Annotated in this window: 16 protein-coding genes; 6 read left to right on the forward strand and 10 right to left on the reverse strand. The window is 62.6% G+C overall.

Features of this window, described 5'->3' with window-relative positions:
* From VFB05_RS14780 to pcsA, 3 genes are all read right to left on the reverse strand, one after another.
* A partial coding sequence (locus tag VFB05_RS14780; RefSeq protein WP_325013472.1) for a quinone oxidoreductase occupies positions 1–973 on the reverse strand: 973 nt, incomplete at its 3' end.
* Between the two features lie 87 nt (positions 974–1,060).
* Complete coding sequence (locus VFB05_RS14785; protein ID WP_325013473.1) at positions 1,061–1,780, reverse strand: TerC family protein; 720 nt, start codon at positions 1,778–1,780, stop codon at positions 1,061–1,063.
* A complete protein-coding gene (pcsA, locus tag VFB05_RS14790; protein WP_325013474.1) occupies positions 1,777–2,511 on the reverse strand; it encodes a phosphatidylcholine synthase in 735 nt (244 codons plus the stop codon). The genes VFB05_RS14785 and pcsA overlap by 4 nt, the downstream gene beginning before the upstream one ends.
* Positions 2,512–2,779: 268 nt before the next feature.
* On the opposite strand from pcsA, the gene VFB05_RS14795 reads away from it, so the two are divergent.
* Entirely contained in the window at positions 2,780–4,012 is a 1,233-nt protein-coding gene (locus tag VFB05_RS14795; protein ID WP_325013475.1) for a UbiH/UbiF family hydroxylase, read from the forward strand.
* Here the strand turns inward: VFB05_RS14795 and VFB05_RS14800 are convergent.
* On the reverse strand, positions 3,981–4,934 hold the full coding sequence (locus tag VFB05_RS14800; RefSeq protein WP_325013476.1) for an AEC family transporter: 954 nt from the start codon (positions 4,932–4,934) through the stop codon (positions 3,981–3,983). The genes VFB05_RS14795 and VFB05_RS14800 overlap by 32 nt on opposite strands.
* Before the next feature lie 130 nt (positions 4,935–5,064).
* On the opposite strand from VFB05_RS14800, the gene hspQ reads away from it, so the two are divergent.
* Positions 5,065–5,397: a heat shock protein HspQ gene (hspQ, locus tag VFB05_RS14805; RefSeq protein ID WP_325013477.1), complete on the forward strand. Its 333-nt coding sequence runs from the start codon at positions 5,065–5,067 to the stop codon at positions 5,395–5,397.
* Positions 5,398–5,473: 76 nt separating this feature from the next.
* On the opposite strand, the gene VFB05_RS14810 is transcribed toward hspQ, so the two are convergent.
* Positions 5,474–6,292, reverse strand: coding sequence for an invasion associated locus B family protein (locus VFB05_RS14810; protein ID WP_325013478.1), 819 nt, complete (start codon positions 6,290–6,292; stop codon positions 5,474–5,476).
* Between the two features lie 373 nt (positions 6,293–6,665).
* On the opposite strand from VFB05_RS14810, the gene VFB05_RS14815 reads away from it, so the two are divergent.
* The 3 genes from VFB05_RS14815 (at position 6,666) to VFB05_RS14825 (ending at position 11,418) form a co-directional block, all read left to right on the forward strand.
* Entirely contained in the window at positions 6,666–8,378 is a 1,713-nt protein-coding gene (locus VFB05_RS14815; RefSeq protein WP_325013479.1) for an extracellular solute-binding protein, read from the forward strand.
* A 38-nt stretch (positions 8,379–8,416) separates the two neighbouring features.
* A complete protein-coding gene (locus VFB05_RS14820; RefSeq protein WP_325013480.1) occupies positions 8,417–9,925 on the forward strand; it encodes a class I adenylate-forming enzyme family protein in 1,509 nt (502 codons plus the stop codon).
* Between the two features lie 257 nt (positions 9,926–10,182).
* Positions 10,183–11,418, forward strand: a complete 1,236-nt coding sequence (locus VFB05_RS14825; RefSeq protein ID WP_325013481.1) for a GGDEF domain-containing protein — start codon at positions 10,183–10,185, stop codon at positions 11,416–11,418.
* 2 nt (positions 11,419–11,420) lie between these two features.
* Here the strand turns inward: VFB05_RS14825 and mfd are convergent, their stop codons facing one another.
* Entirely contained in the window at positions 11,421–14,939 is a 3,519-nt protein-coding gene (mfd, locus tag VFB05_RS14830; protein ID WP_325013482.1) for a transcription-repair coupling factor, read from the reverse strand.
* A complete protein-coding gene (locus tag VFB05_RS14835; protein ID WP_325013483.1) occupies positions 14,936–15,226 on the reverse strand; it encodes a succinate dehydrogenase assembly factor 2 in 291 nt (96 codons plus the stop codon). The genes mfd and VFB05_RS14835 overlap by 4 nt, the downstream gene beginning before the upstream one ends.
* 208 nt (positions 15,227–15,434) lie before the next feature.
* On the opposite strand from VFB05_RS14835, the gene recG reads away from it, so the two are divergent.
* Complete coding sequence (gene recG / locus VFB05_RS14840) at positions 15,435–17,540, forward strand: ATP-dependent DNA helicase RecG (protein WP_325013484.1); 2,106 nt, start codon at positions 15,435–15,437, stop codon at positions 17,538–17,540.
* 106 nt (positions 17,541–17,646) lie between these two features.
* Here the strand turns inward: recG and VFB05_RS14845 are convergent, their stop codons facing one another.
* From VFB05_RS14845 to glmU, 3 genes are all read right to left on the reverse strand, one after another.
* Complete coding sequence (locus VFB05_RS14845) at positions 17,647–18,423, reverse strand: DUF502 domain-containing protein (RefSeq protein ID WP_325013485.1); 777 nt, start codon at positions 18,421–18,423, stop codon at positions 17,647–17,649.
* Between the two features lie 98 nt (positions 18,424–18,521).
* Positions 18,522–20,348, reverse strand: coding sequence for a glutamine--fructose-6-phosphate transaminase (isomerizing) (glmS, locus tag VFB05_RS14850; protein ID WP_325013486.1), 1,827 nt, complete (start codon positions 20,346–20,348; stop codon positions 18,522–18,524).
* Between the two features lie 130 nt (positions 20,349–20,478).
* Positions 20,479–21,837 (reverse strand): bifunctional UDP-N-acetylglucosamine diphosphorylase/glucosamine-1-phosphate N-acetyltransferase GlmU, encoded by a 1,359-nt coding sequence (glmU, locus tag VFB05_RS14855; protein ID WP_325013487.1) that lies wholly within the window; start codon positions 21,835–21,837, stop codon positions 20,479–20,481.
* Between the last annotated feature and the right edge of the window lie 103 nt (positions 21,838–21,940).

The raw sequence follows: 21,940 nt of genomic DNA on the forward strand, positions 1-21,940 counted from the left end.
ACGGCTTGAGGATGGAGGCGCCGGTGGTGGCCCGGCTCTCGAGGTCGGTATGCGCCTTGGCGGCGTCCTTTAAAGCGTAAGCGTGATTGATCGGCACGTGCAGTTTGCCGTTGATGACAGCGGCAAACAGCGTGTCGGCACCTTCGAGCAATTCGGAGCGCTTGCCGATATAGTCGTTGAGCTTGGGGCGGGTTGCAAACAGCGAGCCGTGATTGTTGAGTTCGGCAATCGCAAACGGTGGCACCGGTCCCGAGGCATTGCCGAAACTGACGAACAGGCCGCGCGGCTTGAGGCACGACAGCGAGCCCGGAAAGGTCGACTTGCCGACGCCGTCATAGACCACGTCGCACAATTCGTTGCGGCTGATCTGTTTGACGCGCGCGACGAAATCCTCCTCGTTGTAAAGGATGACATGGTCGCAGCCGTTGGCGAGCGCGAGATCCGCCTTGGCCTTCGAACCGACGGTGCCGATCACATGGGCCCCAAGCGCCCGCGCCCACTGGCAGGCAAGCAGTCCGATGCCGCCGGCAGCCGCATGTATCAACACGCGATGATGGGGTTCGACCTTGAAGGTCTTGTGCAGGAGGTACCAGACCGTCAGCCCCTTCAGCATCAAAACGGCACCCTGCTCGTAGGTGATGTGGTCGGGGAGCTTGACCAGCCTTTCCCAGGGGATGTTGCGTTCGCTCGCGTAGGCGCCGAGATTAACGTAATAGGCGACGCGATCGCCGGGATGAAAATGGGTCACGCCCGGCCCGACCGCGATCACCTCGCCCGACGCTTCGTTGCCGACGATGAACGGCAGGCCCGGCGCCTTGTAGAGGCCGGTGCGATAATAGGTGTCGATGAAATTCAGGCCGACCGCGTGCTGGCGGATGCGGACCTCGCCGGGGCCCGGCGCGGGCACTTCGGCGTCCTCGTAGATCAGGGCCTCGGGACCGCCAACCTTGTGCACCCGCACGGCCTTGGTCATCGCCCTATCTCCTCAAGTGTTTTCGTTGCCGCGAGCGAATGACATCAAGGCCGTATTGTCAACTCGGCAGGCCTCAATTGGCGTATCTTAATCTTTGCTGCGATTGCGGCGGGCCAGCACATTGAAGAATTCGACGGCTGCCGAGAACGCGATCGCGAAGTAGATGTAGCCGCGCGGAATATGAAATTTGAAGCCGTCGGCGACCAGCGCAACGCCGATCAGAACCAGGAACGCCAGCGCCAGCATTTTGGTCGTGGGGTGCTCTGCGACGAATCGCGCCACCGGGCCTGAGGCGGCGTACATGACCAGACAGGCGATGACGACCGCCGCGATCATGATCGCAAGCTCCTGCGCCATGCCGATCGCGGTGATGATCGAATCCAGCGAAAATACGATATCGATGACGGTGATCTCGAGAATCACCTTCAGAAACGCCCTCCTGGCCGACGCGCCTGAGCGCTTGTCGTCGGGTGCTTCGACCTCGCGATGGATCTCGTGCGTGGCTTTCGCGATCAGGAACAGGCCGCCGGCGATCAGAATGATGTCGCGCCACGAGAATGAGAGGTCCTGAACGGTGACGACGGCGCGCGTCAGTCCGATCAGCCAAACCAGCAGGCTGAGGAGCAGAATTCGAAACGCGAGCGCCATCGTAAGGCCAATCTGGCGCGCACGCTTCGCTTGCTCTGCCGGAACGGCGGAGACGATGACGGAAATGAAGATGACATTGTCGATCCCGAGAACGATCTCGAGCGCGGTCAGGGTCAGGAGCGCAGCCCAGGCTTCGGGGCTCGTCAGCAGCGTGATCATGTCTTGAGCGACCTGACCAGGCGAATGGCACTATCGCTGCCGACCACATAAAGGCCGATCGCACAGAGTGCCGACGTGACGGCGGTCCCGGGTTCGAAATCGTAAATCAGGGTGAGCATGGCCAGCACCGTCGCAATGCCAATCAACGTCAAGGTCAACCAGCGCAGGCGAGCCACGCGGACGGGATGAACGACATAGAATGGCATGAAGGTGAGCGCAATCAACACGGCAACTGCAACGCTGGATGCGGCCGGCGGCCAGTGCAGCAGGAACAGGTAGAACGCGGCGATGTTCCACAATCCGGGAAAGCCGCGGAAATGGTTGTCATCCGATTTCATGCGCCGGTCGGCAAAATACAGCGCGCCGGAGACCGCAACACCCACCCCCAGAACAGGTGCGGCGACTGGCCACAGCAGGCCGCTGGCCGTGATGGCATAGGCCGGAACGAACACATAGGTGACGAAATCGACGACGAGATCGAGGACCTCGCCTGACCAGTTCGGCTGGAGACGCACAACGTCCAGGCGCCGTGCCATCGGGCCATCAACGCCGTCAATGACGAGCGCCACCCCCAGCCACCAGAACATGGCCGCCCAATGCTCGCGAACGGCTCCCAGCAGCGCCAGCAACGCGACGCCTGCCCCAAGCGCGGTGAAAACGTGCACGGAAAACGCAGCGGTACGAAGACCCAGCGAGGCTTCGGCTTGTTGAGGTTCGGTCCCTTGATCCATCTGCGTGCAATGCGCCTGTTCGCAGTCACTGCTAACAGGAATCGGCTCTTTTGCACATATAGTGTCCCGATTCCGAAGTTCGTAGCATTTTACGGAGCCACGTTTCGAACTTCGGAATCGAAAGGACACCAGCAAAACTATTGTTCTAGTGTGGCTTTGGTTCAGAAGTCCGCATGACGAGCCCGCGGCAGCAATGATGCGGAGTCCTGAACCGCCGCACCAGGCGATGGGCTTGAAAATGTCGCAGGGAATGTCAAATGTCGTCGGTATGAACGAGCATTCCTCGATCTATGATCTTGCGGTGGTCGGCGGCGGGCCGGCAGGGTTGTCAGCGGCGATCGCGATAGCGCAGTCGGGCGCAAACACCGTCTTGGTCGCCCGCAAGTCGCCTTATGCCGACAACCGGACGACGGCACTTCTCGGCGGATCGATCGATTTCCTGCAAGCGCTCGAGGTCTGGCCGAACTGCAAGGATCAGGCTGCCGAACTGCGCGTGATGCGTCTGGTGGACGATACCGGCCGCCTGATCCGGGCGCCCGAGGTCAAGTTTTCCTGCGATGAAATCGGTCTCGACGTGTTCGGTTACAACATCGAGAACCGCGCTTTGGTAGCTGCGCTCGAAGGGCGCGCTGGGACGCTGACAAACCTGACGCGGTTTGACGACGAGGCTGCCGCGGTCAGTCCCGGCGACGATGCGGTTCCGATTGTGTTGGCGAGCGGAAAATCCATATCGGCGCGGCTTGTGGTGGGCGCCGATGGCCGGCACTCGCTGTGTCGGGAAGCCGCAGGGATCATGGTTCGACGCCGCGATCTCCATCAGGCCGCGCTGACATTCAATGTCAGCCATTCCCGCCCGCATCAAAATATGTCGACCGAGTTTCATACGCCGCACGGGCCTTGCGTCTTCGTTCCCCTGCCCGGCGATCGCTCGAGCGTGGTCTGGGTGTCCGAGCCGAAGGAGGCCGACCGGCTGACGGCGCTCGGCGACGAGGAATTGTCGGACGCGGTCGAAGCGCGTGCGCATTCGATCCTGGGCAAGATGCGCGTCGAGCCCGGCCGCAGCCGGTTTCCGCTCGCGATCGAACAACCTGCCGAATTTGCGAAAGCGCGTATCGCGCTTGTCGGCGAGGCCGCGCACGTTCTGCCGCCGATCGGCGCGCAAGGCCTCAACATGGGACTGCGCGATGCCGCCGATCTCGCCGACATCGTGCGGGATGCATTGGCGGCGGGCGAGGACCCCGGCTCGACCGCGGCGCTTGGCCGTTACGCGTCCGCGCGGCGTCCTGACGTCATGAGCCGCACCTTTGCCATCGATCTCGCCAATCGCTCGCTCTTGAGCGCTTTTTTGCCGATGCAGTCGCTCCGTGCAGCCGGCTTGCATCTGATCGGCTCGTTCGGACCGCTGCGAAGGTTTGCCATGCGCGAGGGCCTCGCGCCGTCGTGGCGCGCCTCACACGCGACCCGAAGCGTTACGGAAACGCCAACCGCCCAGTCTGAATAAGCCACATCGCAGCCGTCAGCGTCACGACGGAAGCAAAGGTTCCGACCATGACGGCGACCGAGGCCGGCTCGACCCAGGCATCGTTCTGACGCGCGATCATGAAAACGTTCAAGGCTGGCGGCAGCGACGCCATCAACACGGCGGTCGCCGCCCACGCGTTCGGAAACGGACCGAGCAGCAGCATCAACGCAAACACCATCAGCGGATGAACAAGAAGCTTGACCGAGACGACCGCGGGCACTTCCCAGGGCAGGCGGCCGAACGGCCGCAGCGCGACCGTTACCCCGAGCACGAACAGCGCCATCGGCGCTGCGGCGTTTTGCAGGAATGACAGCGTGTTGTCGATCGCGGTTGGCGGATGAAAATGAAACGCCGCGGCGAGCGCCCCGGCGCAAGCCGACATGATCGGCGGATTGAGAACGATCTGCTTGACCAGGAGGCCGAGCGCATGGAGCCAGTGATGGTCGCTGTGGTCGGTCAGCGCAATCAGAAACGGCACGACCGAAAACAGGAAAATGCTGTCGCAGCAAAAGATCAGCGCGGTCGGTGCGGCAGCCTTTGCGCCAAGCACGGCCAGCGCTAGCCCCGGTCCCATATAACCGATATTGCCGTAACCGCCGGCAAGTCCGGCGAGAGTCGCGTCGCGGAACGGGAGCCTTCCGGCTAGCCGCCCGGCGGCCATCGCAAGAAAGAATGCGAGCGCGGTCCCGGAGGTGGTGGCGATCAGAAATGGCGGATTGTTGAGTTCTTCAAAGGGCGTTCTTGACGTGATTCCGAACAGCAAGCCCGGCAGCGAGACATAGAGCAGGAAAAAGTTCATCCAGGCGAGGCCCTGCTCGGGGAGGGGCCGGAGCCTGGCGCAGGCGACGCCGATGAAGATCAGGCTGAAATAAGGCAGCGCCAGATTGAGAACGTCGGCCATGCTGGTCGGGCTAAGCGGGCATTTCGTGAATGTTGGCCCCGATTTAGCTGTATGCGTTGGATCAGCGGCTAACGTTAATTCGCGAGTTAGCCTCTAGCATCACGCCCCGTCATGGTCTATTCGACGAGCTATGATCAAAACGCGGACCGCCAAGTTCCAGATCGGGCAGATCGTCCGCCACCGGATATTTTCATTCCGTGGCGTGATCTTCGATATCGATCCGGAATTCAACAATACCGAAGAGTGGTGGCTGTCGATTCCGGAAGAGGTTCGTCCCCACAAGGATCAGCCGTTCTATCATCTGCTGGCTGAAAATTCGGAATCGGAATATGTGGCCTATGTTTCGGAACAGAATCTCCTTCCCGACGATTCAGGCCAGCCGATCCGGCATTCGCAGGTCGCCGAGATTTTCATCAAGGACAAGTCCGGCGGCTACCGGCCGCGTAACCCGTCGCTGAACTAGCGGCGAACTCGCAAACAGACGGCAAAGAAAAAGGCGCTTCTTTCGAAGCGCCTTTTTGTCGTTGGTGCGAGATGGCTTACTTCGGCAATGCAGCCTGAGGCGCACCCGGAGGCTGGCCGTTTTGTTCCAGCTTCTTGCGCGCTTCCTCTGCGCGCTTCTGCAACTCCTCTTGCAGCTTCTGCTGGTTCTTCTCGAACTCCTTCGGATCGGTCGGCGGGCCGTCATAGGCCTTGGCGAAATCGCCAAGCGGCAGCGGCAGCGTGATCGGCTGGTTGTTGGACGAGATCGCCTGAACGACGAGGTTCTGGCCCTTCTTCATCTGGTTCAACATGTCGGCCGTGACTTCGTAGTCCGACATGCAGCCGTTCTGGAAGCAGATCACGAACGGGCTTTGTGCCGGCGGATTGTTGTCGATGATGATGCGGGTGCCGTGAACGAGCAGCATGCCGAGCGGGAGTGTCACGCGAAGAATCTTCTTCGGCTCACCTTCGGGTTCGATCACAACGGCCGCAATCACCGGCTGACCGGACTCGATCCGGCCATCCTTGCCGGTAAAGCAGACCTGCTTGGCGCCGGCATCCTGCCCCTTGAGACAGAACTTGGTCCACGGCGCGTAAATCAGCTGAACCTGCTGATCGGCCGGCGGCTGGGCCGCAGGTGCAGCGGGCGCCCCTGCCGGCGGGGCTGCCTGGGCAGCCGGTGCGGGCGCGGCGGGCGCAGCATGCGGAGCGGCCTTCGGAGCCGCCTTGGCTTTCGGTGCAGCCGATGGAGCCGGGGCCGGCGTCTGGGCCGAGACGTCGGACGCAAGGAACGTGGCCCCCAGCGCGGTTGCCGCCAGAAAGGCGAAAACGCGCTTACGCGGCCCGGCTGGCGCGGCCAACATACGGAAATTCATTGCGGAAAACCCTTTCTGCACGGTACGCCGAAAACCGCTCCGGGCACCCAAACCCGGCCATTTTAGCGGCTGTCTCCCTGCCAATTGAGGCGGATGCGTGACCGCCCCTACCCGACTGGTCAATTGGACGTCTTCATACAGAGGCGGACGAAAAGATCAATGCCGACGGGCCACATTACGGCGCGTTACCGTGTCGGCCCGACGCCTGTGCTACAGGGCAATTGTGAACGAGATCGAATCAAATCGGCGCGTCAAATGGCGGGTTCCGGCGCGCAAGCGGATCGCGGCGGCCCTGTGCGGCCTCTTCGTTTTTATTTCACTCGTTTTATCCGCCTCTGATGGGGCTTTCGCGGCCGAAAGCTACGCGATCGCCATGCACGGCGCGCCGGCGTTGCCTGAAACTTTTCCCCACATGCCCTATGCCAAGGCGGATGCGCCGAAGGGCGGGCGGCTGGTCGAGGGTATTCTCGGGACGTTCGACAGTCTCAATCCCCTGATTGTGAAGGGATTGGCGGTCCCGCAAATCAGAGGCTACGTGATCGAGAGCCTGATGGCGCGGGGCAACGACGAGGCGTTCACGCTCTACGGCTTGCTCGCGCGGAGCGTCGAAACCGATGACGCCAGACACTATGTGACCTTCCGCCTCGATCCACGTGCGCGCTTTTCGGACGGTCGGCCAGTCACATCGGATGACGTGCTGTTCTCCTGGGCCTTGCTGCGCGACAAGGGACGCCCGAACTATCGGCAATACTATTCGAAGGTCGCAAAAGCCGAAGCGCCGGATCCGCTCACTGTGCGATTTGACTTCGGCGGAGTGACCGATCGCGAACTGCCGCTGATCCTCGGCCTGATGCCGATCCTGCCCCGCCATGCCGTCGATGTCGAAACCTTCGAGAACACCTCGCTGAAGGCGCTGATCGGTTCGGGGCCGTACCGTGTGAGCAAGGTCGATCCGGGTGTAAGCGTCACGCTGACGCGCAACCCCGACTATTGGGGCCGCGATCTGCCGGCGAACCGTGGCTTATGGAATTTCGACGAGGTCAGGCTCGATTACTTTCGCGAGGCCAACGGCCATTTCGAAGCGTTCAAGCGTGGCCTTTACGATTTTCGGGTCGAGACCGAGCCGCTACGCTGGCACGATGGTTATGATTTTCCGGCCGCTCGCAATGGGGAAGTGATCCGGGACACCGTCAAGCCGGGAACGCCGCAGCCGTCGCAATTTCTGGTCTTCAATACGCGCCGGCCACTTTTTTCCGACATTCGGGTGCGTCGGGCGCTCACGCTTCTGTTCGACTTCGAATGGATCAACCGCAATTACTTCTTCGCCCTCTATGGCCGTTCAGCCGGTTACTTCGCCGGTTCCGAGCTTTCGGCCTATGGACGCGCCGCCGATGAGCGCGAACTGGAATTCTTAAAACCATTTCTCTCGCATATTCCGCACGACATCCTCGACGGCAGCTATCACCTGCCGGTTACGGATGGATCCGGCCGGGACCGCGCCAACTTGCGCGAGGCGCTGAAGTTGTTGTCGCAAGCAGGTTATGATCTCGACGGCGCGGTGCTGCGGCAACGGAGCAGCAGAACGCCGTTCGCCTTTGAAATCCTCGCGAACACACGCGATCAGGAGCGCATAGCTCTCGCGTTCTCGCGGGACCTCAAGCGCGCAGGGATCGAGGCCAGGGTTCGCGTTGTGGACGCAACGCAGTTCGAACAGCGCCGTCGTGCCTTCGATTTCGACATGATCCAGAACCGCCTGGACCAGTCGTTATCGCCCGGCAACGAGCAGTACTTCTACTTTGGATCTGAAGCGGCCGACGCCCAGGGCACGCGCAACTATATGGGCGCCAAGGATCCGGCGATCGATGCCATGATCGCCAATATGCTCGCGGCGCGGGATCGCGCCGTCTTCGTCTCGGCGGTGCGCGCGCTTGACCGCGTGCTGATGTCGGGATTTTACGCCATCCCGGTTTTTAACATCCAGGAGCAATGGATCGCGCGCTGGAATCGGATAGAACGACCCGAAGCCACAGCTTTGACCGGTTATCTTCCGGAAACCTGGTGGTACCGGCCACAGCAACCGAAGTAGTCTCGTTTCGCACACGATTCGCAACCGAGCCAATTTCCGTGATCCAGACGACCAACGTATCGCCGACGCTCGACGGGTTGTTTCAGAGGAACCTGGCGCGCCAGCCCAATGCGCCGGCCTTGCTTGATCCGATCAACAAGGCCCGCATCAGTGGCCGGCCGCCGCTGCGAATGACGTTCGCCCAGGCCGACCGGGCGATTTCGGCGCTCGCCGCGCATTTTGTCGAATCCGGACTTCCGATCAATTCGGTGATCGGGTTGCAACTGCCCAACACCATCGAGTTTATGCTCACGGTGCTCGCCGCCCACCGCGCCGGGCTGATCGTCGCTCTTTTGCCGCAGCTCTGGCGGCAGGCGGAACTCACCGCCGCCCTCAATCGCACCGGCGCCAGGGCGATCGTGACCATGTCGAAGATCGACGGCGTCAGTCACGCCGATCTCGCCATGAACGCGGCGGCGGAAGCGTTTTCCATCCGCCATGTCTGCGGCTTTGGCGAGGATCTGCCGGAGGGCATGGCCTCGCTCGATCTTGCCTTGAAGAGCGGAAGGTCGTCTGAGCGCGTGGTGGTGCAGGACGGACGCAAGGCGGCGTTGGTCTCGTTCGACGTCACTGCCGACGGACTTCGTGCGGTGCCGCGAACCCATCTCAACCTCATCGCCGGCGGGCTTGCTGTTTTCCTCGAAAGCCGCATTCCGCAGGGCGCGCGGCTGATGTCGGCATTCGCTCCCTCCTCCTTCGCAGGTTTGACCTCATCGCTTCTGCTCTGGCTGCTGTCGGGCGGAACGCTCGCTTTGCATCACCCGTTCGACAGCGAGGCGCTGGAACGGCAAATCAACGATTGTGCCTGCGATACGCTGGTGACGCCTGGACCGATGGCGCTCCGCCTGACCGATGCCGATATGGGCTCGCGTGTGCCGACCTTGCGTCATGTGATCGGCTTGTGGCGGATGCCGGAACAGGTCGCCTCCAGCGCGCAATGGACGGCCGAGCAGGCAAGATTCACCGATGTCTATCTGTTCGGCGAGGTCGGCCTGTTCGGTGCGCGGCGTACCGCCGATGGCGTGCCCGTCCCGATCATGCCGGGACCACACGGCGCGCCGCGTGACGTCCCCGGCACCTCGATCGCCGGCGAAACCTTGTTGACGTCGAAGGGCACGCTGGCGTTGCGCGGGCCGATGGTGACGGTCGCCGCTTATGCGCCTCCGACACCGCCGTCGGATGCGTTGATGGCGCCGCCGCCACCACCTGACTATGCCGATACCGGCTACGCGGCGAGGCTCGACCGCTCGTCAGGCGCGATCTGCATCACGGCGCCGCCGTCCGGCATCGTCTCCGTAGGCGGCTACCGCTTCCTGTCGCAGGATCTTCAGGAATGGGCAAAGCGATTGGGACAGGGGGCACTGCTCACGGCCTTGCCGGATCGCCTGTGCGGATATCGGCTCGCCGGACGTGCCCAGGACAACGCACGCGGCCGTGACGCGTTGAACCAACTCGGACTTAACCCACTGATGGCGGAAGCTTTTCGGGACCGCACGATCATTGGCTAGTGTCCTGATTCCGAAGTTCGTCGCGTCTTGCGGAGCCACGTTTCGAACTTCGGAATCGAAAGGACGCTAGCTAATTTGTTGATCTGGTGTGGCTTTGGTTCCGAAGTCCGCATGACGTACCCGCGACACAAATGATGCGGACTTCTGAACCGCCACACCAGGGCGGGCCGCGGTCGCGGTCACTCCGTTGACAAGGCATTAAGACGGTCAAACTAGGATTGCGGCTCGAAACGAAGCGCGTTGATCCGAATTTCGACATGTCCCAACAGCAAGGCTTGATTATCGTCGTGGCTGACGACAAGTCACCGGCCTTCGCGGCGGTGCTTGGCGAAGCCATGTTTCCGGTCATCGAAACGAATTGGGCCGAAGCCTCGCGTGCAGTGACCCAGCTGCATCCAGCGGTCGTGATTGCGGCAGCAAGTCAGGGCATGGACGCAAAACTCGACGCGCTCGCGAGGCAAATCAGCAGCGTTCAGCCGTATCTTCCATTGCTCGCGATCGACCCGAAAGATGTATTGCCGGAAAACGCGCTTCCCTTTTCGCAAACGAGCGGCAAGTCGGATCGCCTGATCCCGCGCCTACGCGCGGCGCTCCGGGTCCGAACCCTGCACGCGACCGTCCTGCGCCGGCTGGACGATCAAGCCGTGGTCGAACTCGATATCGGCAAGATCAAGCCGGTTCGCGATGCAACGGTGCTGCTGGTCGGACGCGGCGGCGCCTATCCAGCTTTGTCAGTTGCACTCGGGGAACGCATGGGCGTCGTAGGCGCGCTCAGCATCGAAGCGGCTGCCAAACACCTCAACACCCGCGACATCGACGGGATTGTGCTCGGTGAAGGTTTTACGGATCGCGTGGTCGACGCCTTCCTCACCGTGCTCAGCGAAGATCCTCGCTTCCGCAATTTGCCGATCGTTGCGACGCTGGCGGGCCTCGTTCCCAACTATGACTTGCCGAACCTTGAAGTCATCGTCGGCGATCCCGTCCATGTCGCGGCAAATGCCCTGCCCCTGATCCGCCAACACGCTCTTGAAGCTTATTTGAGCCGCGCGCTGCGCTCGCTCGATGCTGGCGGTCTGCTCGACGCCCTGACCGGACTGTTGACGGTCGAGGCCTTCGATCGCGATTTTGCGACGGCCGTCGAGCAGACACTTGCGAATGGCGGCGGATTGTCGGTGGCGCGCTTTGCCTTCGATCCCGCAAATACGCGCGCACGATTCGATGGTGCGCGGCTTCTCAGCCGGCTGATGCGGCAAATGGATTTTGGTGTGCTCCACGAGGATGGATCGGCGCTCGTCGTTTTCACGGAAACCGATCTGCGAACGGCGCACGTCATCGCGCGTCGTCTCCTCAGCGTCATGCGGCATACGTCTCATGACAGACGGGATGGGCGGCGCAGCGAGCCGGCGGTATCCGTGGCCACGCTGGAACCCGCCGATACGCCGCAGTCGCTGCTCGCTCGTCTCGATCACGATAGCCGCCGCGCTGCCTCCTGAAACTAGGCCGCCTTGCGGTTCTCGGCAAGATTGGCGAGCTGGCGCAGGATTTCGGTCGTGCCTGCAAGGCGCTCCTCGGCCGTCTCCCAGTCCTGGAAGAACACCACCTTCATGTCGGGCCGCACGCGCGCGGCCTGCCCATGCTGGCGGATGAAGAAGACCAGCCGGTCGGGCTCTGCGAATTTATTGTCGCGGAAGGCAATCACCGCGCCCTTCGGCCCGGCATCGACCTTCTCGACATTGGCCCTGCGGCAGTAGTTCTTGATCGCCGCGACCTTGAAGAGGTAGCGGACCTCGTCCGGCAGGACGCCGAAGCGGTCGCGCAATTCGGCGGCGAAATTGTCGATTTCCTCGTCGGTTTCCAGATCGGCGAGCCGGCGATACAGCGACAACCGAACCGAAAGGTCGGCGACATAGTCTTCCGGAATGAGCACCGGCATGCCGATGGTGATCTGTGGCGACCAGCGGTCGGCCGCCGGTTCGACCACGCCGGCCTTGAGGTTGACGATCGCCTCTTCCAGCATCGATTGGTAAAGCTCGAAGCCGACTTCCTTGATGTGGCCGGATTGTTCCTCGCCGAGCAGATTGCCGGCGCCGCGAATATCAAGATCGTGCGAGGCGAGCTGGAAGCCTGCGCCCAGCGTTTCCAGCGATTGCAGCACTTTCAGCCGACGCTCGGCCTGTGCCGTGATCCTCTGCTGTGCCGGTAACGTGAATAGCGCATAAGCGCGCAGCTTCGAGCGGCCAACCCGGCCCCGCAGCTGATAGAGCTGCGCCAGGCCGAACATGTCGGCGCGATGGACGATCAGCGTGTTGGCATTCGGAATATCGAGGCCGGACTCGACGATCGTGGTCGAGAGCAGGATATCGTATTTGCCGTCGTAGAACGCGGACATGATGTCCTCGATCACGGTCGGCGGCATCTGGCCGTGCGCAACCGCGACCTTCATTTCCGGCACACTCTTGTCGAGAAAGTCTTTCACGCTGGCGAGATCCTCGATCCGCGGCACGACATAGAATGCCTGCCCGCCGCGGTAACGCTCGCGCAAGAGCGCCTCGCGGATCATCAGGGGATCGTGCGGCGCTACGAAAGTCCGTACCGCGAGGCGGTCAACCGGCGGCGAGGCGATGATCGACAATTCGCGCACGCCGGTGAGCGCCAGTTGCAGCGTGCGGGGGATCGGCGTCGCGCTCAGCGTCAGCACGTGCACCTCGGCGCGCAGCTGCTTCAGCCGTTCCTTGTGGCTGACGCCGAAATGCTGCTCCTCGTCGACGATCAAGAGGCCGAGGTCGCGAAACTTGATCGATTTGCCGAGCAGCGCGTGGGTGCCGACGACGATGTCGATCGAGCCGTCCGTCAGCCCCTTCTTGACCTGCGTCAGCTCCTTGGCTGCGATCAGGCGTGAAGCTTGCGCCACCTTGACCGGAAAGCCGCGGAAGCGCTCGGTGAATGTCTTGGCATGCTGGCGCGCGAGCAGCGTGGTCGGCACCACGACGGCGACCTGTTTGCCGTCGAGCGCGGTCGCAAACGCTGCGCGAAGCGCGACCTCCGTCTTGCCGAAACCAACGTCACCGCAGATCAGGCGGTCCATCGGACGCCCGATCTCGAGATCCTTCAGCGTCGCATTGATGGCGGTCAGCTGGTCTTCAGTCTCCTCATAAGGGAAACGCGCGCAGAACTCGTCATAGACATGCTGCTGAACCGGAAGTTTCGGCGCTTCATGCAGATGACGTTCGGCCGCAATCTTGATCAGTTCGCCGGCGATTTCACGAATGCGGCTCTTGAGTTTTGCTTTGCGCGCCTGCCAGCCGCTGCCCCCTAACCGGTCAAGCTCGACATTGGCGCTATCGGAGCCGTAACGCGACAGCAGCTCGATATTCTCGACCGGCAGAAACAGCTTTGTTTCGGCCGCATAGTGCAATTCGAGGCAGTCATGCGGCGCGCCAGAGACATCGAGCGTCTGAAGGCCGACAAAGCGGCCGATGCCGTGCTCGACATGAACGACGATATCGCCGGTCGCAAGGCTCGTCACTTCCGAGATGAAGTTGTCGAGCTTGCGGCTTGCCTTGCGTGGCCGCACCAGGCGGTCGCCGAGGATATCTTGCTCAGTGATGACGGCGACCTGGTCGGTCTCGAAGCCGGTTTCCATGCCGACAACCGCCAGCATGGTTTCGTTGCGCGGCGTCGCCTGCACCGTGCGCCAGGCGTTGACACTGGTCAGATTGAGCAGCTTGTGGTCGCGCAGCATGCTTTCCATGCGGTCGCGCGAGCCTTCGCTCCAGAGCGCAATGACGACCTTTTTGCGTTCAGCCTGCAACGCCTGGACGTGGCCAACGACCGCTTCGAACACATTGACCGTGCTGTCGTTGCGCTCGGGTGCAAAACTGCGGCCCTGCCGCGCGCCGGCATCGACCACGTCAGTGCTGCCGTCGGGCACGGCAAAGGGCGTAAGACGCGCCAAGGCGGCCTCTTGCCGCCGTTGCTTCCATTCGTCTTCGGTCAGATAAAGCCGATCCGGCGACAACGGCTTGTAGATCGCGCCGCCAGCGGGATGTTCGAGCGCTTCGCGCCGGGCCTCGTAATAGTCGGCGATCTGCTTGAACCGCTCGACGGCGGCGTCCTCGCTTTGCGGCTCGATCGCGATCGGCGCATCGCCGAGATAGTCGAACAGCGTATCCAGGCGATCCTGGAACAGCGGCAGCCAATGCTCCATGCCGGGATGACGGCGGCCTTCACTGACGGCTTCGTACAGCTGATCGTCACGCTCAGGCGCGCCGAATGCCGCGACGTAACCCATGCGGAAGCGCCGGATGGTCTCGGTGGTCAGCTGGAATTCGGAAATCGGCACAAGATCAAGCGATCGCATGTCGAGCAGCGTGCGCTGGGTCTCGGCATCGAAGCTGCGGATCGACTCCAGGCTGTCGCCGAAGAAGTCGAACCGCACCGGCTGATCGAGGCCGGCCGGGAACAGATCGAGGATGCCGCCGCGCACGGCATATTCCCCCGGCTCGCGGACGGTCGAGGCGCGGCTGTAGCCGTTATGCTCGAGCCAGGCGACGATGGAATCCATCGGCACGACGTGGCCGGGCGCCACCGAGAGCGCCTGTGCCGCGACCAGTTCGCGCGCCGGCACCCGCTGCACGATCGCATTGACGGTCGTCAGCACGATCAGCGGCTTTTCGCTGCCGGCAAGGCGCGACAGTTGCGCGAGCGTCGTCATCCGCTGGGAAAGGATGCCGCCATGTGGCGACACGCGGTCGTAAGGCTGGCAGTCCCAGGCCGGAAAATGCAGCACGGGCAAATCCGGTGCGAAGAATGAAAGCGCGCGCGCAAGTTGCTGCATGCGGGGCCCGTCGCGGCAGACCACAGCAAGGCTCACCGCCGGCGGCTTCGGCCGTGCTGCGGCGGCGCGCGCGAGGTCCGAGAGAACAAGGCCTTCGGCCCCCTCGGCGACGTTGGCAAAGGTGATGGCGCGACCGGAAACGAGCGATTGCGCGGGGGATTGGCTCGGCTGCTTCATTCGCCCTGCGCTCCCGGGCGGAAGGCCTTGATGCGCTCGAACAGCGGACCGGCATAGGCCGGCGCCGGCAGCGCGGTGTCGGTTAGTGCAGCGTAGAGATCGGGATCGGGGACCTCGATCAGCCGCTCGAGCTGTGTCAGTTCGTCCTCGGTGAGGCTGGCGATGGTGATATCGGCAAACCGGCCGAGGATGAGATCCATCTCACGGGTGCCCCGATGCCAGCAGCGAAATAAAAGCCGCTTGCGGCGCTCATCGAGCCCCCCGCTCGACCGTGTCGTTCCCGTCATTTTCGATTCCATCCAACGCCAAAAGCCCGGACGTGCCGGGCGCGGCTGATATAGCGATCAGAATGGCCGTTGTCAGCCCCAACAGTTACGTGAATTGCAGCAAGGTTGTCATTGCCGGGCTTGACCCGGCAATCCATCATCTTTGAAGAGAGATGGATGCGTGGGTTGTAGCCCGCGCGTGACTGATTGTGTGCGACGAAAGACTTCGATGCGCCCTGCTCTGCTCAATCCGCTGTTTGCGCCGGTCACGAGCCTTTCGGGCGTCGGTCCGAAGCAGGACAAGCTGTTTCGCTACCTGCTTGGCCGCGACGAGGCGCCCCGGCTGGTCGATTTGCTGCTGCATCTCCCCTCGAGCGTGATCGATCGCCGCGCCCGGCCGAAAATTCGCGATGCCGTGCCGGGAACTGTCGTCACGCTGGAGGTCACGGTGGACCGCCATCGGCCGTCGCCTCCCCGCAATGCCCGCGCGCCCTACCTCGTCTATGCCAGCGACGACACGGGCGATGTGGTTCTGACCTTTTTCCGCGCGAAAGCCGACTACGTCGAGAAACTGCTTCCGGTCGGCGCGAAACGCTACGTCTCGGGCACCCTGCAGATGTACGATGGCGTGCCGCAGATCGTGCATCCCGATCGCGTCGTCGATGAAGCGGGCTTTGCCAAACTATCGGGGATCGATCCCGTCTACCCCCTCACCGAAGGCCTCGCGCTTGGCTCGTTGCGGCGGGCGATTGCGCAGGCGCTGCAAAAGCTGCCGGATTTGCCGGAGTGGATCAGTCCGGAGGTGATCCGCCGCTGCAAATTTCCTCCCGTCAAGGAGGCGCTGAACCGCGTCCATATACCCGTCGAGCTGAGCGATATCCTGCCTGACGGGCCGTTCTGGTCGCGGCTCGCCTTTGACGAACTGCTGGCCGGCCAGCTTGCGCTCGCTCTGGTGCGCGCGCAGTTGCGGCGGCCTGCCGGCGATCGTCACGCCGGCGATGGACATTTGCGGCGCAAGATCATCGACGCGCTGCCTTACGCGCTCACGTCCTCGCAGCGTGAGACAGCGGCTGCGATCGCCGAGGATCTGAAGCAACCGGTCCGCATGCTGCGCCTGCTGCAGGGCGACGTCGGATCGGGCAAAACGGTGGTCGCGCTGCTTGCGGCGGCTGCGGTCACCGAGGTCGGCAAGCAGGCGGCGCTGATGGCGCCAACCGAAATCCTGGCGCGGCAGCACATCAAGACCATCACGCCGCTCGCCGAGCGCGCCGGATTGCGGGTTGCAATCCTTACCGGACGGGAAAAGGGCAAGGAAAGGCGGGACATTCTGGCGCGGCTCGAGGCCGGCGAAATCGATTTTCTGGTCGGCACGCATGCGCTGATCCAGGATGACGTGATCTTCAAATCGCTGGCCCTGGCGGTCGTGGACGAACAACATCGCTTCGGAGTGCGCGAGCGCCTCGCTCTCACGTCCAAAGGCGAGGCTGTCGACGTGCTGGTGTTGAGCGCAACGCCGATCCCGCGCACGCTCGTCATGACCTATTTCGGCGACATGGACATCTCGGAATTGCGCGAAAAGCCCGCCGGGCGGCAGCCGATCGACACGCGCGCCGTTCCAATGAACCGTCTTGCCGAGGTGATGGACGCGGTCGGCCGCGCCATCGACAAGGGCAAGCGCGTCTACTGGATCGTCCCGCTGGTCGAAGAATCCGAACTCATGGAAGTGGCCCTGACCGATGCAGAGCAGCGCTTTGCCAGCCTGAAAGAACGCTTCGGTGACAAAGTTGGTCTCGTCCACGGCAAGATGAAGGGTACGGACAAGGATCGCACCATGGCCCAGTTCGCGGCCGGCGAAATCAACCTGCTGGTTGCGACCACCGTGGTCGAGGTCGGCGTCGACGTGCCGGAAGCTTCGATCATGGTGATCGAGAATGCGGAGCGCTTTGGCCTTGCCCAATTGCACCAGTTGCGCGGCAGGATCGGACGCGGCTCGGAAGCCTCGACCTGCCTGCTGCTCTACCGCGAACCGCTCAGCGAGATGTCGAAAGCACGGCTGAAGGTGATCCGGGAGACCACCGACGGCTTCCGCATCGCAGAGGAGGATTTGCGGCTGCGCGGCGAAGGCGACGTGCTTGGTATCAGGCAGAGCGGCCTGCCCGGTTATCGGATCGCGCGATCCGAAGTGCACGGACAGCTTATCGCGCAAGCGCGCGACGAGGCGCTACGCGTCATGAAAGAGAATCCAAAACTGACGGGACCGCGCGGCGAGGCGCTGCGCTGCCTGCTCTATCTGTTCGAGCGCGGCGAAGCCTTGCCGCTGATGGGCGCGGGATAGCGGTAATCCTCATGGTGAGGAGCCGCGAAGCGGCATCTCGGACCATGAAGGCCCCTGACTTATCCTTCGAGACGCGGCGAATACGCCGCTCCTCAGGATGAGGACCTCAATCGACCTTCGCCGGCTCCGGCAACCGCGCCGAAGCATTGGCCGCTTGCGCGGCGTGCGCCATTCCGGCAAGCGCCGCCAATCTCTTTTGGGGGTCTGAGGAGCCCGGCTGCACCACACCGCAGGACATGATGAGCGTTGCGGCGTCCTCCGCGCTCATCTCGACCTCGACGACCCTGCTCTTGGGCACGTAGAAGAAGAATCCCGTGGTCGGGTTCGGTGCGCAGGGCAGGAACACCGAGATATGCTCCTCCTTGCCAGGAATGCGTTCGGCGATATCCTCGTTCGGCGCCTGTGAGATCAGCACGATCGACCACATGCCCGGTGATGGAAATTCGACCAGGCCGACGCGGCGAAAGCTCGATCCCTTGCCGGAGAACAACGTCTCGAACACCTGCTTCATCGCGCGGTAGATCGCACGCACCGCGGGAATGCGGCCGAGCAGCCGTTCGCTCAGATCGACGAGCGACCGTCCGATCAGGTTCGCGGTGAGAAAACCGAGCAGCGTCAGCGCAAAGACCGCGACGACCAAGCCTGAACCCGGCAGACCGAACGGCAAATAGGTTTCCGGCCGGTAGGCGATGGGAACGAATGGCCGCACCAAGCCATCGACCCAGGTGACGAACCACCAGGTCAGATAGAAGGTGATCGCGATCGGTCCGGCAACGATCAGACCGGTGAGGAAATAATTGCGGAATCGGGCTACGAAGCCGCTATGGACCTCAGGCGCAGGCTCGGCCGATGGCTCAGGCGGGGGAAAATCGTCGCGGTTCATTAGGGGTTCCAGGGTCGACCGAAACGGCCGGTCTGCCATGTCAGCTAAGCCATTCTAGCAGACTTTTGAAGACCCCTGCCGCCAACTCGGCCGCGGCGTTATTCCACGGTTACCGATTTGGCCAGATTTCGTGGCTGGTCGACGTCGGTCCCCATGACGACCGCGGTGTGATAGGCCAATAGTTGCACCGGAATGGCATAGACTATCGAGGCGAAAATCGCCCCCATATCCGGCAGGACGATGGTGACCAGCGATTCGATGGTCGCTTCCGTCGCACCCTTGGCATCGGTCATGAGAATAATCTGGCCGCCACGCGCCGCCACTTCCTGCATGTTGGAGACGGTTTTCTCGAACACCTGATCGTATGGCGCGATCACAACGACCGGCATCTTCTCGTCGATCAGCGCGATCGGTCCATGCTTGAGCTCGCCGGCGGCATAGCCTTCGGCGTGGATGTAGGAGATTTCCTTCAGCTTCAGGGCGCCTTCCAGCGCCAAGGGATAGCTGGCGCCGCGGCCGAGGTAGAGCACATCGGTGGATTTCGAGATATCGCGCGCCAGTTTTTCGATCTGAGGTTCTGTTGCCAAGGCTGCTGCCATCAGGCGCGGAACTTCGACAAGGCCGCGCACGAGCTTGGTCTCGTCGGCCTCAGACAGTGCACCCCGCGCCTTGCCTGCGGCAACCGCAAGCGTCGCCAGCACCATCAGCTGACAGGTGAAGGCCTTGGTCGAGGCTACGCCGATCTCGGGACCAGCGAGCGTCGGCAGCACGGTTTCGCTCTCGCGCGCAATCGTGGAGGTCGGCACGTTGACGACGGATAGCGTGTGCAAACCCTGCGATTTGGCGTAGCGCAGGGCGGCGAGCGTATCGGCGGTTTCGCCCGACTGCGAAATGAAGATCGCAAGATCGTTCTTGAACAGCGGCGGTTCGCGATAGCGGAATTCGGACGCGACATCGAGTTCAACCGGAATCCGCGCCAGCCGCTCGAACCAGTATTTGGCGATGTAGCCAGCGTAGCTCGCGGTACCGCAGGCGGTGATCGAGATGCGCTGGATATTCTTGAAGTCGAACGGCAGGCTCAGCGGCAACGACACCCGTTCGCTCGCCATATCGACGTAGCGCGCGAGCGTATGGCCGACGACTTCCGGCTGCTCGTGAATTTCCTTGGCCATGAAGTGGCGGAAGTTCGCCTTGTCGACCAGGAACGAAGACGCGCCGGACTTCAGCACCTCGCGATGGACACGTTCATTCTGGGCATCGTAGGCCACCGCGGCATCTCGCGTGAGCACAGCCCAGTCGCCGTCTTCGAGGTAGCTGATGGTGTCGGTAAAAGGCGCAAGCGCAATCGCGTCCGAGCCGAGATACATCTCGCCCTTGCCGTAGCCGATGGCGAGCGGCGAACCACGGCGCGCGCCAATCAGAAGATCCTTGTGACCGCGGAAAACAAAGGCCAGCGCGAACGCGCCGCGCAATTGCGGCAGCGTCGCCTTGACGGCCTCCTGCGGCGATGCGCCCTTCAGCAGATAGGAGTTGACGAGATGAGCGACGACTTCCGTGTCGGTTTCGCTGGCAAATTTCGCGCCCTGTTTCTCGAGGTTTTGTCGCAGCTCGCGGAAGTTTTCGATGATGCCGTTGTGAACCACGGCGACGTTCTCGGTCGCGTGGGGATGGGCGTTGCTTTCTGTCGGCTTGCCGTGAGTGGCCCAGCGCGTGTGCCCGATGCCTGTGTGGCCGCCGAGCGGGGCTTCTTTCAACCGCGTTTCAAGATTCTTCAGCTTGCCTTCGGCGCGGCGACGATCGAGATGATCGCCTTCCAGCGTCGCAACGCCTGCGGAATCGTAGCCGCGATATTCGAGGCGCTTGAGTGAATCCACGAGTTGCTCGGCGACCGGTCCTCGCCCGAGAATGCCGATGATGCCGCACATACGGTTGTTATCCCCTGAATGCCCGGGTCTTCTTAACGAAATTCGGCTGCGCCGAGATACTCAATAATTATTGCCGATTGAGACAGCGTTAGATTGAGACAGCGTTAAGTGGAAGGCTTAACGAGCAGCCTTAACCACCCCTCGGGGTCTTGCCGCGGGTCTTGAGCTCACGGTAGCGCGTAGCCCCACCCTCGCGGTTGGTCTGCTGGCTGCGCTCCACTGCCATGGCGTCGTCAGGCACATCGCGGGTGATCACGGAGCCCGAACCGATATAGGCGCCATTGCCGATTTTAACAGGCGCTACCAGGGACGAGTTGGTGCCGACGAAAGCACCGCTGCCGATCTCGGTCCTGTGCTTGCTGAACCCATCATAGTTGCAGGTGATCGTCCCCGCGCCGAGATTGGAATTGGCGCCGACATGCGCATCACCGACATAGCTCAGGTGGTTCACCTTGACGCCGGCATCTAGCGTCGCGGCCTTGGTCTCGACGAAGTTGCCGATCCTGGCGCCCTCGCCGAGCGAGGTCCCCGGACGCAGGCGCGCGTAGGGTCCGACGGACGCTTTCTTTCCGATCGACGCCTGGACGATATGGGAGAATGAATGGATCACGGCGCCGTCGGCGACCGAGACGCCTGGGCCGATGACAACGAACGGCTCGATCGTGACGTCCTTGCCAAACGTCGTATCGGCGGCGAGGAAAATCGTCTCCGGCGCGATCAGGGTCACGCCCGCGTCCATGGCGGCCTTGCGCAAGCGTGCCTGCATGACGCTTTCCGCTTCGGCAAGCTGCGCCTTGGTGTTGATGCCGCGCACTTCGTCCTCGCTGGTTTCGATCACGACAGCCTCCAATCCCTCATCCCGCACGATGGTCACTGCGTCGGTCAGATAGTATTCGCCCTTGCTGTTGGCATTCCCGATCTTCTGAAGAAGCGCAAGCGCTCTTCGGCCGTCAAAGGCCATGACGCCGGCGTTGCAGAGCGTAACGTCGCGTTCCGCCGGGCTCGCATCGGCCTCTTCGCGGATCGCGATCAAGCGTCCGTTCTCCACGAGAAGCCGCCCGTAGCCGGCTGGGTCGGCAGCCCGAAAGCCGAGCACGGCGAGCGTTGCGCCACCCTTCAGTGCCGCGCGTAGCCGCTCGAATGTTGCGGCTGAAATCAGCGGCGTATCGCCAAAGGCAATGATCAGGTCGTCCGATCCGCGCGCGAGCGCCGCGCGTGCCGCGAGTACGGCATGCGCCGTCCCCTGACGATCGCGCTGGACGAATGTCTCGGCGTCGGGCCGATAACGCCTGGCTTCCTCGCCGACCGCCTCGTGCTCCGGTCCGATGACGACGGCAAGTGAAGTGCCGGCACCCTTGGGCGTGGCCGACAATACGTGGGCAAGCAGCGATTGTCCGGCCATGGGGTGCAGGACCTTCGGCGTCGATGAGCGCATCCGCGTTCCCTCGCCGGCCGCAAGCACAATGGTCAGGCTGGTCCTGCCGCTCATCAAAAAACCCTTGGATAGTTCTAAGCGGCCGGAGCCGCAGCCGCCCTCATAGAGCCTTTTCACGTCAGATGGAAACCGGATTCGCCGCGACTCACGCTGACGA

It is taken from the genome of Bradyrhizobium sp. (genome assembly GCF_035652035.1).
Lineage (GTDB): Bacteria > Pseudomonadota > Alphaproteobacteria > Rhizobiales > Xanthobacteraceae > Bradyrhizobium.